This is a genomic window from Paenibacillus sp. J31P190 (assembly GCF_059692075.1).
Genome location: NZ_JCAUAS010000007.1, coordinates 105109 through 118058, shown reverse-complemented (window position 1 = coordinate 118058; position 12950 = coordinate 105109). Strand labels below are relative to the sequence as shown.

At 44.8% G+C, this 12950-nt stretch carries 10 protein-coding genes; 7 read left to right on the top strand and 3 right to left on the bottom strand.

The annotated features are described in order from the left end of the window. Nucleotides 1-52: 52 nt before the first annotated feature. Entirely contained in the window at nt 53-1630 is a 1578-nt protein-coding gene (locus tag AC58U0_RS15270; protein WP_497379794.1) for a response regulator, read from the bottom strand. Further along, on the bottom strand, nt 1605-3389 hold the full coding sequence (locus AC58U0_RS15265; protein ID WP_497379793.1) for a sensor histidine kinase: 1785 nt from the start codon (nt 3387-3389) through the stop codon (nt 1605-1607). The genes AC58U0_RS15270 and AC58U0_RS15265 overlap by 26 nt, the downstream gene beginning before the upstream one ends. Nucleotides 3390-3518: 129 nt before the next feature. Here AC58U0_RS15265 and AC58U0_RS15260 point away from each other — a divergent pair, with 129 nt between their 5' ends. From AC58U0_RS15260 to AC58U0_RS15250, 3 genes are all read left to right on the top strand, one after another. Continuing rightward, the gene (locus AC58U0_RS15260) at nt 3519-4844 is read left to right on the top strand and encodes an ABC transporter substrate-binding protein (protein ID WP_497379792.1); all 1326 of its coding nucleotides are present in this window, start codon (nt 3519-3521) and stop codon (nt 4842-4844) included. A gap of 83 nt (nt 4845-4927) precedes the next feature. Next, on the top strand, nt 4928-5800 hold the full coding sequence (locus AC58U0_RS15255) for a carbohydrate ABC transporter permease (protein ID WP_497379790.1): 873 nt from the start codon (nt 4928-4930) through the stop codon (nt 5798-5800). Further along, entirely contained in the window at nt 5797-6636 is an 840-nt protein-coding gene (locus tag AC58U0_RS15250) for a carbohydrate ABC transporter permease (RefSeq protein ID WP_497379789.1), read from the top strand. The genes AC58U0_RS15255 and AC58U0_RS15250 overlap by 4 nt, the downstream gene beginning before the upstream one ends. A gap of 418 nt (nt 6637-7054) precedes the next feature. Here the strand turns inward: AC58U0_RS15250 and AC58U0_RS15245 are convergent, their stop codons facing one another. Beyond that, nucleotides 7055-7246 (bottom strand): helix-turn-helix domain-containing protein, encoded by a 192-nt coding sequence (locus AC58U0_RS15245; RefSeq protein ID WP_497379788.1) that lies wholly within the window; start codon nt 7244-7246, stop codon nt 7055-7057. Nucleotides 7247-7650: 404 nt separating this feature from the next. Between AC58U0_RS15245 and AC58U0_RS15240 the strand changes: the two genes are divergently transcribed. The 4 genes from AC58U0_RS15240 to AC58U0_RS15225 all read left to right on the top strand — a co-directional run bounded on the left by AC58U0_RS15240 (nt 7651) and on the right by AC58U0_RS15225 (nt 12839). Next, nucleotides 7651-8628 carry a glycoside hydrolase family 43 protein gene (locus AC58U0_RS15240; protein ID WP_497379787.1) on the top strand — a complete coding sequence of 326 codons (978 nt, stop codon included), beginning with the start codon at nt 7651-7653 and terminating at the stop codon, nt 8626-8628. Nucleotides 8629-9108: 480 nt separating this feature from the next. Then, complete coding sequence (locus AC58U0_RS15235; RefSeq protein WP_497379786.1) at nt 9109-10032, top strand: ABC transporter permease subunit; 924 nt, start codon at nt 9109-9111, stop codon at nt 10030-10032. Beyond that, complete coding sequence (locus AC58U0_RS15230) at nt 10029-10997, top strand: carbohydrate ABC transporter permease (RefSeq protein WP_497379785.1); 969 nt, start codon at nt 10029-10031, stop codon at nt 10995-10997. Before AC58U0_RS15235 ends, AC58U0_RS15230 begins: the two co-directional genes overlap by 4 nt. A 42-nt stretch (nt 10998-11039) precedes the next feature. After that, nucleotides 11040-12839 carry a type 2 periplasmic-binding domain-containing protein gene (locus AC58U0_RS15225; RefSeq protein ID WP_497379784.1) on the top strand — a complete coding sequence of 600 codons (1800 nt, stop codon included), beginning with the start codon at nt 11040-11042 and terminating at the stop codon, nt 12837-12839. Nucleotides 12840-12950 lie beyond the last annotated feature (111 nt).

Here is a 12950-nt window from a genome sequence, read left to right as displayed (position 1 = left end):
TTAGCCAGTGAAATGGCTTTAAACGGGCGTTTTTTTATGAGGGCAGGCTGGTTCAGTGGAGCTTGCGATATTCCGAAGGAGACAAGCTGTTGAGCTGCTTAAACTTGCGGAAAAAGTAATTCGGATCGGTAAAGCCGACCTTATAAGCGACTTCCGATGCTTTTAAATGAGATTCACGCAACAGCTTCTTGGCTTCCTCCATTCGGATCTGTGTCAGGTAGTCGCTGAACAGCATGCTGAGCTCCTCTTTGAACAGGCGGCCCAAATAAATGTTGTTGACGTTCATTTTATGGGCTAGCATCTGCAGCGACATTTCCTGGTCGTAATGATTGTGGATGTGGGAAACGAGCTCGTCCACCAGGGGGTTTCTTTTTCTATGGATGTGTTGATGGATCGCCTTTTCCAATTGCTGCAGAATGGAAAGAAGATATAGTTTAATCTCCGGCAAATTGTGTTTTTCGGACAATCGGCTGTACAGTTCGGCCTCGAGGAACGGGCCCTGCAAATGGAGCTTCAATTGCTGTACGGTTTGGCGAATCAGAACAATCCATTTAGCTGCCACGTACTTGGCTGCCGAGAACGGATCGTCCTGAAGAGCCGACCAGCGGAAATCGACGTCGAATGATGCTGCCCATTGTTCGGAGCCGCCGGAAATTAAGCTGGATATAATACTTTCACGTTCGGTGAGACTGGGCAATCCTCCACTAGCCTCGTCCGTATAGCGTGAGTCTACGCAAAGGGATGGCCCCGTTAACGGCAGAACATGCAGAACGCGTACTGCTTCTTTATAGGAACAGTGAACGGTTTGTACATTGACGGAGACGGAGCCCATTGCGGCGTAAAACGGTGTCTTTAACAGCGATGAGATTTGCTTGGCTTTCTCCTGCAGCCATCGATTATTATTGTCGGTAAACGAGGCTCCTTCGCCCGGAGGCCCCATGAATATACAAACAATTCGCTTGTCTGCATTAAGAAAGCATAGACCTTTATCTTCGTCGCGCATCGCTTCTTCTAAGCTGTTGTGGATAGCGAACGACCGAAACTGCTTTTCACTTTCGTTGATTTCCGGCTCGCGCAAATCGGTCCAATGAACAACGGCCGTCTGATAGGAACCGTATTGCCGTAAATCTATTTGGAAGAAGCCCAATTTATCTTTCAGCTGCTCTTCATCGATGCGGTTTTCCACCCAGCGGTTCAGCAAATTGTTGCGGAGCAGTTGAAACGATTCTTTCTCCGCTTTCTCGTTAGCTCGCACAGACTCCAAGTCGTTCAAGCAGCTTTTCACAATTTCGATCAGCTCGTCGGCATCGACCGGCTTCAGCAAATAATCTTCGACCTGAAATTTCATCGCCTGCCGCACATAGTTGAAGTCATCATAGCCGCTTAATACGACAATATGCGTACCCCAGTCCTTTTGCCGAATTTTCTCGATCAGCTCCAAGCCGTCTCCGTCGGGCATTTTGATGTCGGTCAAAATAATTTCGGGCTGCTTTTCTAGGAACACGGCGTAAGCTTCATTGCCGCTCTTGGCGAAACCGGCGAGCTCCACCCCGAGCTCACTCCAATCCACAAGATGACCGATGCCGGTACGGATAAATTCGTCGTCATCCACGATTAATAGTTTGGTCATGTTGTTCCCTGCTCTCATGATAAATTGGTAGTTTCATGCCGATGCCGAATCCTTCTTGCGGATTGGTCCTTAGTACTACGACTCCGTAGGGACTGCCGTAGAAAGCGCGTATGCGGTCATGCACGTTCTTTAAGCCAATGTGATGCTGCTGAAGCGAGTCATATCTGTTGAGGATTTCGTTCAATTTGTCCTGGTCTTCATGAGGCAAGCCTTTCCCGTTGTTATGGATGTCGATGGATAATTCATTGCTTTCTTCCCGGACCTCAATGCGAATATGAATCCGGGGGCCAGTCACGCTGTCCAGGTTGCCGTGAACTAAAGCGTTTTCAACAAGAGGCTGCAGACTGAATTTTAGCATGGTAAGGCGGGAGATATCGAATTCCGTATCAAGCGTGAGTTCGATCGAATTCGATTTGCCTGTCATAAATAAATCGAGGTAATGCTCGGTATATTGAATTTCCTCCTGAATCGTTACGGTATCGACCCCCGATTTTAGAATCCAACGATACAGCCTCCCTAGATTATACAGCTTTTCGCTCAAAGGCCGATGACCTAAGATCAAAGCCTGCATGCGCAGCGATTCGAGCGTGTTGTAAAGAAAGTGCGGGTTAATTTGCATTTTTAACGCGTAATATTCGGCATTTCTGCGCTTGATATCGGATACGTAAAATTGGTTGATGTGCTGCTGTACTTGGAGTGTCATCCGGTCGAAGCGTTCCAACAATTCGGTAAATTCGTCGTCGCCCTTCAATTGGATCGGTTTGGTGAACGGATTGGCCTGTACCTTTTTGAACTGCTGCGATAGGAGCTTCAATCGTTGAATCACAATTCGCTGAATTCCGTAAATCAACAAGATGCAAACAATCCAGGCAGCAATGAGCGTTTCAACGATGGAGTACGTAATCGACGATAAATTCGCATGAATGATCGATTTGTCCTTTAGGCCGATCAGTTGCAAATCGTTGGAACTAAAAGCGAGAGATTGCTGCAAATAGAATGGGCTGTTCATCTTCGGAATCGGCTGTGATGGAAAGCTGTCAAACAAAATTTGCTCTTTTTGATAAATAATTAAACGGTTTAACGTATCGTATCTGGAATCAAACAAGCCAAGCAGCATGTCCCGATCCAGGCATATGACGAAGTATCCATAGGCCTTATTCGGATGAATGCTTTGAAAATCGAAGATTGGATTTACGATATAAATAACCGGCTGATCTTCGTTGTTCATTAATCCGTTCAGTTTGCCGACTAGGGGATACTGATAGTTTTTCGGCATCGCGGAAAAGAAGTTTTGGTATTCAAACCGCTCGCTTAAGCCGTTAGCCGTGTTTCTTGGTTTGTAAAACAGCTTAGAATCATTGACGCGGTAAAAAAGGACGCTTGAAGCGGCAGGAATTCGGTTTAACAGTATAGACATGAGGCTGGAAAAATATTGGCTTTCTTCCAGAACGGTCTTGGGTGAGGTCGGAACATTACCCGGTAAAAAATGCTCGTAAGTGCCAACGGTTTGGGAATTTCCCGGATATAACGCCGTGGTCTCGCGTTTGAATTGATCCAGCACTCCGCGAAATTGGTCCGCGATTCTTTGCACTCGTACGTCTAGCTGCTCTTTTTCCCCTTTCTCCAGTAGATCGTAAAACCGAGAGTTAGTCAAAAAGCCGATCAGCACAAATACGCAAAGGAGCGAAATTCCGATTCGGACATTGAGCTTTCGGAATACGTGTCTGCCGATATATTTTCTATACATCAGCCTAACCATGGGGCATCACCTTCAAATCGGTTTAATTAGTCAAGTTAATGTTTAGTTATTCCACTGGTTCCAATAGCTTCTAAATCTATATAATTAGAATGCAAACAATCATAATGTTTTGTCAAGGGGGAAAACCGAATGAACAAGCTTTTGAAAAGGCTGTTTACCGTCACACTGGGTTTGACCGTATTCACCGCAGGTTGCGGAAACGGCTCTCAGAATGTGGCAGGAGGAGGCGGTAATAGTCCGAGCAGCACGCCGCAAGGGAAACAGAACGCCGACAAACAGGCTGTGGAAATCACTTATCAATCCTGGATCACGCCGAATTTGACGGCCGCGTTTTATGATAATGCGATCAAGAAGTTTCAAGAAAAAAATCCGGGCATCAAAGTCAAGCGCATTGAGCCGCCGGCCAACGAAGGGTCTCCGGACAACTATTTAAAAACGCTGCTCGCGGCAGGGGATTTCCCCGATGTGATCCAGAATGGGACCATCCAGCTGTTTTTCGATGCGGATGCGCTGCATGAAATACCGATCGATGATGACATCAAACAAATTAATAATTACGATTCCTCGATGATTAACGGCAAGCTCTACAACATTTCCGCCACACGCCAGCCGCAGTCGTTGATGTTTTATAACAAAAAGATGTTTACCGATGCCGGTGTCACGAGCGTTCCTAAGACATGGGCCGAACTGGAAGAAACCAGCACCAAATTGAAGGCTAAAGGCTTCACGCCGATTCTCACGGCCGGAGATTGGACGGCAGGTTTTGCGTTTTCCGTGATGACCTCTCCGACCATTTACAAAGACAATCAGAAGTGGTATACGGACCGTTATGACGGCAAAGTGAAATTCACGGACCCGAACTGGATCGAGGCCGCCAATTACTACGACGGCTTGGTGAAGAAAGGATACTTCAACAAAGGGGCATTAAGTATCGGATATACCGATGTGGAGCAGGAGTTCCTTAAAGGCAATGGAGCCATGTATCCGATGGGGGTATGGTTTACGGCTGCCGAGGCGAAGGCGAAAAAGGATTTTGAAGTGGGCGTGTTCCCGATTCCGACGAAAGACGGCAAAGTATTTATGGTCGGCGGCGACAATGAGGGCCAGTTCGCAGTATCCAAAACGGCCAAGAACGCTGATGCTGCGATCAAATTCGCCAAATTCATGATGCTCGATCCGGAGGTAGGCAGGGAGTTCTTGAAGGCGGACGCCCTTATCTCCAACCTGAAGACACCGATTACGTACGATATGACTCCGCTGCAAAAAGAATTGGCAGGCATAATGGCTAACGTGGGGAAAATGGTCGGTCACTATAATAATCAGGTCGGAAGCGTGCCTGTATCCGGGATCCAGGATCAGTACAACAAAGTAGCGCAAACGTTACTGCTTGGCAATGCGCCGGTACAGGAGCAAATGGCTTCCCTCGATGCGTACTGGGAGTCACATAAAAAATAAAGCCAAACACAATAAGCATTGCAGCAAAGGTACATGGGAGCCCATGTACCTTTGCTGTGAACACCGAAGGGAGAAGTACAGACATGAAAGGAAATGACTTACGGAGCTATTCGCTTATGTATGCTCCCGGGCTGCTGATCTATATTTGTTTTATGCTCATTCCGATTATCCTCTGCTTTTATTATGCTTTTTTCGATTGGAACGGTATTAATAGCAAGATGAATTTCGTCGGCTTTGACAATTTTGTAAAAGGCGTTACAGACAAACAATTTCACCGGGCGTTATATGTCACTTTTTTCATCACCGTCATTTCAACCATTATCGTGAATGCGTTCGGTATTTTATTCGCCGTGCTTCTCAATAAAAAGGGGAAGCTGATCAACTTTTACCGATCCGTTTTTTTCTTTCCTTTGCTGCTCAGTCCTGTCGCAGTCGGATTCATATGGAAAAGCATTATCAACTATAACGGATTGTTAAACACGGTGCTGCAGCGGATGGATATCGAAAAAATCCAATTCCTAGGGGATCCGCAATGGTCTGTCTTAACGATTGCCGGAATCGCCATATGGCAGTCGACAGGCTTTATTATTGTCATTTACCTTGCTGGTCTGCAGACGATTCCGAAAGAGCTTTACGATGCCGCGAGCATCGACGGCGCCTCCCGCTTGTCACAGTTCAACAACGTCACGTTTCCTTTATTGGCGCCATCCTTCACGATGGGAATTGTGTTTATGTTTACCGGGATGATGCGGGAGTACGACCGTATTGCCGTTCTGACACAAGGCGGGCCTGCAGGATCCACGGAAACGATCGCCTATCAGATCGTAAAGGAAGGATTTAGCGCAAACCGGTTGAGCTACGCTTCAAGCCTTTCCGTCTATTTATTAATCATAGTCGGCGTACTAGCGACAACTATGACGGTTTACCTTAGAAGAAGGGAGGAACGCATCGTATGAAATCAGATGCAAGGCTGCACGACATATGGCGTCATGGGTTCCTGATGGTGCTTTCTCTGCTCTTGCTGGTACCGTTTTATATCACGGTCGTTAATTCATTCAAGAACAGGCAGGACATTGTTCAAAATCCCGCCGGACTTCCGCTCGGCCGTTTGACGCTTCATAATTTTGCTCATGCCGCCGTCAGCCCGTCTTTCAACATTTTTAAGGCTTACGGCACATCCGTGACGATTACTGTGGTATCGGTCGTTTTGCTGATTGTAATCAGTTCGATGATGTCGTACGTGACCGCACGAAGCAGTCATCCTTTTTTGAAGTACGTTTATTTGCTTTTGTTGACAGGGCTTATGATTCCTCCTCAGGTGATCCTCATCCCTTTAGTTAAGGTACTCGCCCTACTTGGACTGATGTTTACTTCACAAGGATTGATTCTTTACTACATGGGTTTTTACATTCCGTTTACGGTGTTTGTGTATACCGGTTTTATACGCACGTTGTCGAAGGAGCTCGATGAGTCGGCACGCATGGACGGCGCTGGACCGTTTGTCATTTTCTGGGCCATCATTTTTCCATTGCTGCGGCCGGCGACGGCATCTGTGATCATCTTCCTGTTTCTTTGGATCTGGAACGATTTTTTGAATCCCATCATTTTGCTCGGTTCTACGAAGGGGTATACGGTAACGACTGGGATATACCGCGCCGTAGGGCAGTACAGCACGAACTGGGAGGATGTGTTTTCGCTCGTAGTATTGGCGTCGCTCCCTGTCTTATTGCTTTATCTGTTTATGCAGCGCCAGTTTATTGCAGGCTTAACGGAAGGGGCCGTCAAGGGATGACACGGTAAGAAAAAAACGGGATGACGAAAGGGAGATTTTCATGGATTTGACCGGTAAAACAGTTTTGATCACAGGCGCCACAAGCGGTATAGGCAGAGCTGTTGAGAGGATGCCATTGAAAGAATAAAAGTAATTGGAAATTCTATTCTAGTTTGCCGGGTAAATTTGAGCTATAAAGGCTGAATAGCAACCAGCGGTGATTATTTGATAGTTGAAATAGATGGTTTATGGCAGCCTGTGTTCAACAAACGACGGACGCCGGCGACGGTGACGGCCCCCGGCTATGATTTAATCATGGCATAATCACCATACCGCTAATGTAATCCAATTCGTCCCTATTTAAAGTCGACAAATGATTCCTTCCGAACTGATGAAACCTACATTAAAGGTCAATAAAATATTTGGTCTAGCGGCATAGTTAACGTACAATTTGTCGGGTAGTTGCTATCTTTTCTAATTTTTGCACCACTACCGTTTCGACGTTGTCATCCGTTGAAAGAAGCAACTCTTTGGCTCGGACAAGTCGTTTAGCGTTCACATAGTCGGTTACATTCATTCCTGTCAGTTGCTTAAAGACGCGGGAAAAGTGGCTGTTTTCCGCTTTCGCCATTAATCGGATACGAGGACAGCATGAACAATCAAATTTAATGGCGGATTAAAAGCTGGTCCAACGGAAGCCAAATCACATACATGTGAACTAATATTAAAAGAGCAGCGCCTCCTTGTCGGTTGGTAATTAACTGACAAGGAGGTGCTATTTTATGCAAGTGTTCTAAATACGTTATCCCGTATCTTTCATTATTTATGGGGGATAGATCTTTAATCTATTTATTTTGTAATCGCATACAAGGTCTCATAATAAAGGTGTAAGAGAAAATCAAATCTATAAGGAGAAGCAAAAATGGGGGGGGCACGAAAAAGAAGTTGTGAGGATCCATGTCGCTTGCATCAGCCGCATATTAACAAAAAAAAGTAAATGAACAACCATAATAAATAAAATAGAGGAGCGTAAGCATGCACAATCTACCGAAACCTCATCACCCGCTTGTCACCCATATCTTTACTGCTGATCCTTCGGCGCACGTATTTGAGGGGAAAATTTACATCTACCCGTCACACGATCTCGATCATGACGGCACTGATAATGACAATGGGGATCAATATGCAATGGAAGATTATCATGTTCTATCCATGGATGGCTTCGATTCCCCCGTTATCGACCATGGCCAGGTCCTTCATCTAAAAGATATTCCCTGGGCTTCCAAACAACTCTGGGCTCCTGATGCTGCTTTTAAGGCCGGCACCTATTTCTTGTACTTTCCTGCCCGGGATCATGATGGGATTTTTCGAATCGGTGTGGCGACCAGCTCATCGCCGGCCGGTCCTTTTCTTCCTCAACCGTCTTATATCGAGGAAAGCTTCAGTATCGACCCAGCCGTGCTTGTTGATGACGACAATCGGGCTTACATGTATTTCGGCGGTCTTTGGGGCGGCCAATTGGAAAAATGGCAGACCAGTACTTTCGAGCCGGAAGCGGTGGGGCCAGCGGCGGAGGCGCCTGCGATAGGTCCTCGGGTCGCTCTGCTGAGCGAGGACATGCTGTCATTTCAAACCGCTCCATTAGAAATTTCGATTGTTGACGAAAATGGCGACCCGATTCTCTCTGGAGACGAAGATAGGCGTTATTTTGAAGGACCGTGGGTACACAAATATAATGGCTGGTACTACTTGTCCTACTCCACGGGCACCACTCATAAATTAGTATACGCCGTCAGCCGGAATCCGTTGGGACCGTATACCTTCAAGGGCACGATCTTAACTCCGGTTATCGGCTGGACAACTCATCACTCCATCGTCCAGTTCGAAGACAAATGGTACTTATTTTATCACGACAGTTCTTTGTCCGAAGGCGTTAACCACAAGCGTTGTGTCAAATATACGGAGTTAATCTATAACGAAGATGGTACGATTCGGACGATCGCTCCTTATTAACGAAAAAATTTTGGCTTTGGCCCTTAAAAACTGCGGGCGGGACATTCTGTTCTCCGCCTGCAATTGGGGAGCCGACAACGTATACCAACGGATCTGCTCGGAGTTCCTAGTGTTAGGAATCTGGGCTTTTTTCACGTATTAAACCATATGTGGCTGTCTTCAGCTGTAGCTTGTGGTTGCTTGTATATGGATATTTGATCTTTTCTCCACTGTTCATAGATGCCATCATCGTGATTCACCGAGCTATATGAGAATAGATCAATAATCGATGAGAATAGGTCATTGTTTTGAAAAAAATGATATCTTATAATAGCTTTAACGAAACCGAATGAAAACGCTATCAACACAAGGAGCGTCCTTAAATTCATCGATGACCTTTTGCACTGGAGTAGAGTGAAACTGCCATTTCGGCACTTCATATTTTTTTGGAATATCGTTATTTGTCAATAAATACGTTGAATATAAAATAGGGGGCCTGACATGGTACGAATAGAAAAATACAGCAAGAAAAGCATCTCAATAATGAAATTCCTTTTTATTATGCCTTTTATGGTTTTACTTGGTATCTTTGCATATTACCCGCTATATGGTTGGGTTTATGCATTCTTTGACTATACGCCGCCGATTCCGCTGTCCCAATCGCCGTTTGTTGGTCTGAAATGGTTTCATACCCTGGTCGAAAACCAAGTGAAGATCGATCAAACGATTCAAATTCTCAAGAATACGTTTGGGATGAGTGGCTTGAATCTGCTATTCTCATGGCTTCCAATGATTTTTGCCATATTCCTGACTGAGATCAAATCCGTACGTTTCCGGAGGTTTATTCAGACGGTAACAACCTTGCCGAACTTCATCAGCTGGGTATTGGTCTATTCACTGGCATTTTCAATGTTCTCTAGTGAAGGTATAGTCAACGGCCTTTTGAAACAACTTGGATTTATTGATTCCCCGGTATTACTTCTTCAAAACTCCGACCATGTTTGGATTATGATGTGGATATGGACGACTTGGAAAACATTGGGTTGGTCAGCCATATTGTATATAGCGGCGATTATGAGTATAGATGATTCTCTATATGAAGCGGCCTATGTAGACGGCGCGACAAGAATGCGGGTGATCTGGCATGTCGTATTGCCGAGTATGGTGCCGACCTATTTTGTTTTGTTGATGCTGCAAATTGCGAGTTTTCTGAATAATGGCTTGGAGCAATATTTCGTATTTCAAAATGCATTTAACAAGGATTCCATACAGGTTTTAGACTTATATGTTTACAACCTTGCAATGGGGGGCGGCAGCTATTCCGTGTCTGTCGCGATCAGTATGCTAAAGAGCTTAATTAGTGTTGTGCTTCTCTTTTCTGTGAACGGACTATCAAAAAGACTAAGGGGAGAGAGTATTGTATGAGTGATACAGCAGCAGGGCTGGCGCCAAATGATAAAGTGCCCGGCAGCCATCTCACTAGAAAAATGAAAGTCCAGGTCAGCCCAACAGACAAAATGATGACTGTTTTCATATATTTCCTGTTTTCCCTGTATGCGCTTATATGTGTATATCCATTTTACTCCATCATTATTAATACCATAAGCGCAAATGATATCAGTGCCAAAGGTGATGTTATCTTTTACCCGATAAATATCCAATTTCATAACTACGTGGATGCGTTTAAAATACCGGGTTTATGGGATGCAGCCATTGTATCTGTAGGAAGGACCGTGATTGGAACCACTTTGACGGTAGGGGCTTCCGCCTTTCTGGGATTCATGTTTACCCAGGAGGATATGTGGAGGAGAAAATTATGGTATCGCTATACGGTTTTAACCATGTTTTTTAATGCCGGGGTTATTCCGTGGTATTTAACAATGAGGTCTTTGCATCTGACAAACAATTTTTTGGCCTATATTCTACCGACAATCGTAGCTCCGTTTTTCATCATTCTTGTAAAGACTTTCGTGGAATCAACGCCGAAGGAATTGCAACATGCGGCTAGTATCGACGGGGCTGGGACCATGACCCTTTTTTTCAAAATCATGTTGCCCATCTGCAAGCCCATATTGGCTACAGTTGCCATATTCGCAGCAGTGGATCAGTGGAATTCCTTCCAGGACACGTTGTTGTTGGTCACGGAGAGCAAGCTTTATAGCTTACAGTTTATTCTATATAACTATATGAATCAGGCAAGTTCCATATCCAGCATGGTAAACCTGCAGAATGCCGGTTCAACAGCGATAACAAGTCTGGCAACAAAGCAAACCACTACTTCAATTCGAATGACGGTAACCATTATTGTTGTAGCGCCTATTTTATTGGTTTATCCGATTTTCCAAAGGTTTTTTGTAAAGGGGATTATGATCGGTGCAGTGAAAGGATAACTTGCACCGGTTTAATAAATTGAAAGAATATGGGGGTTGAGTATGAGTAAACCTAGTAAAGCAGTAAAAAAATCGATGTTGTTATTGTTTGCTAGCCTCTTCATGGTTTCGGTAGCATTGACCGGCTGTGGAGGCGAATCTAACAATAAGGCTGCATCAACGGAACCAAGTAAGTCACCAGACTCCGGTACTGGAGCTACATCCAAGGCTAGTACAGCACTAGATCACAGTAAACCGCTGACCATTACCGTTTTTGACAATGCAGCAAATTATCAAGGCGAGCAGAAAGGGTGGTATGGAAAGCTTATTAAGGATAAGTTCAATATCACATTGAACATTCTTGCTCCGCAGGTTGCCGGCGATCAGCTATACAAGACAAGATCGGCAGCAGGAAATTTGGGCGATCTCCTGATCGTCAATAATAATCAGTTGGAAGAATTAATTCCAGCCGGTCTGATTATGGACCTCACGGGTAAGGTCAAAAATACCCAGAACCTGTCCAAATATGTGGACAATCATTTCAAACCTTTCAATGCAGCATTCCAAAAAGTAAATCCGGATGGCAAGATTTATGCTTTGCCAACTTTTGAGGCAGATACTTCACCAACGACATACTCGGAGCAAATCCCTTACTCAAGCCCAATAATGCCTTGGGATTATTATAAGGGAGTCGGGGCTCCCAAGCTGAACAATCTGGATGATCTTTTGAATGTGCTGCAACTCATGCATGAGAAATATCCGAAGACGCCGGACGGTAAACCGATAGCTCCGATCACTTTGTGGAAGGACTGGGACAGCAGAGGCACAATGGAAAATGCACGTTGGTTGAGCAATTGGTACGGTTATGAGCAGCCAGAAGGAACCACGACCATGCAGTTAAATGCAAAAGGCGACATTGTTCCCCTCATCGATGACAACAGTATGTACAAGAAAATTCTGCAATTTTATTTTAAAGCCAATCAGATGGGTTTGGTTGACCCTGACTCGCCGACTCAGGATTGGAACAAAGTATCGGAAAAGCTGACCAACAAGCAGGTACTTCTTTTGTGGTACTCATGGGAAACAGGGTTCTACAATACGATTGAAAGAGGTAAAAAGGGTGACGGGAATGTTGCTATTCCGATCGCTGACACGCACATCATTCAGTCAAGCGATGCCTATTACGGCAACGGAAGAGCATTTGCTATCGGCTCCAAAGCCAATGATCCCGATCGGATCATGGAGTTCATGGATTGGCTGGCTTCTCCTGAAGGCTTGCGCTACTATGTGAATGGATTTGAAGGCTTCAACTACGAAAAGACGGCAGATGGTAAATTTAAGCTGACCGAAGTAGGTCAAACCGCATTCCAGAAAAATACACCTGTTCCAGATGAGTATGGAGGCGGAGGATACCAGGACGGACAAAGCAAGCTCAACACAATGATCATAAGCGATTTTGCCAAAGATCCAATGACAGGGGAGTTCTATAACAGTAATTACTGGGCTGCAACAATTGAAGCGAACAAGACAGCGCTAACGACGGATTGGCAGAACACCTATAAAGCAGAAAACGCAACAGACTACTACCTGAAAAATAAGATGATCGATATCGTCCCCAATATCAATACAAGTCTAGGAAGTGATTCATCAGATATTAAAAACAAACGCAGCCAGATTTCTGACTATGTAAAGAACACATCCTGGAAAATGGTATTTGCTAAGAATCAAGCAGAATTCGACAAGCTTTGGGAAATGATGAAAAAAGATGTGACAGGCCTCGGTTGGAATGATGTCTTTGCTTCGGATACGGAAAAAGCGCAAAAGATTGTTAAAATGCGTGCCGATGCATTAGCTAAAAAGTAAAAATAATAATTTTTTATGAATGAGGGATATGTATGATCTTATATATCCCTCATTCATTTTCTGATTTTAGACTAATACATCGTCCGTCGATGATCTTTTGCAGATTCTTGC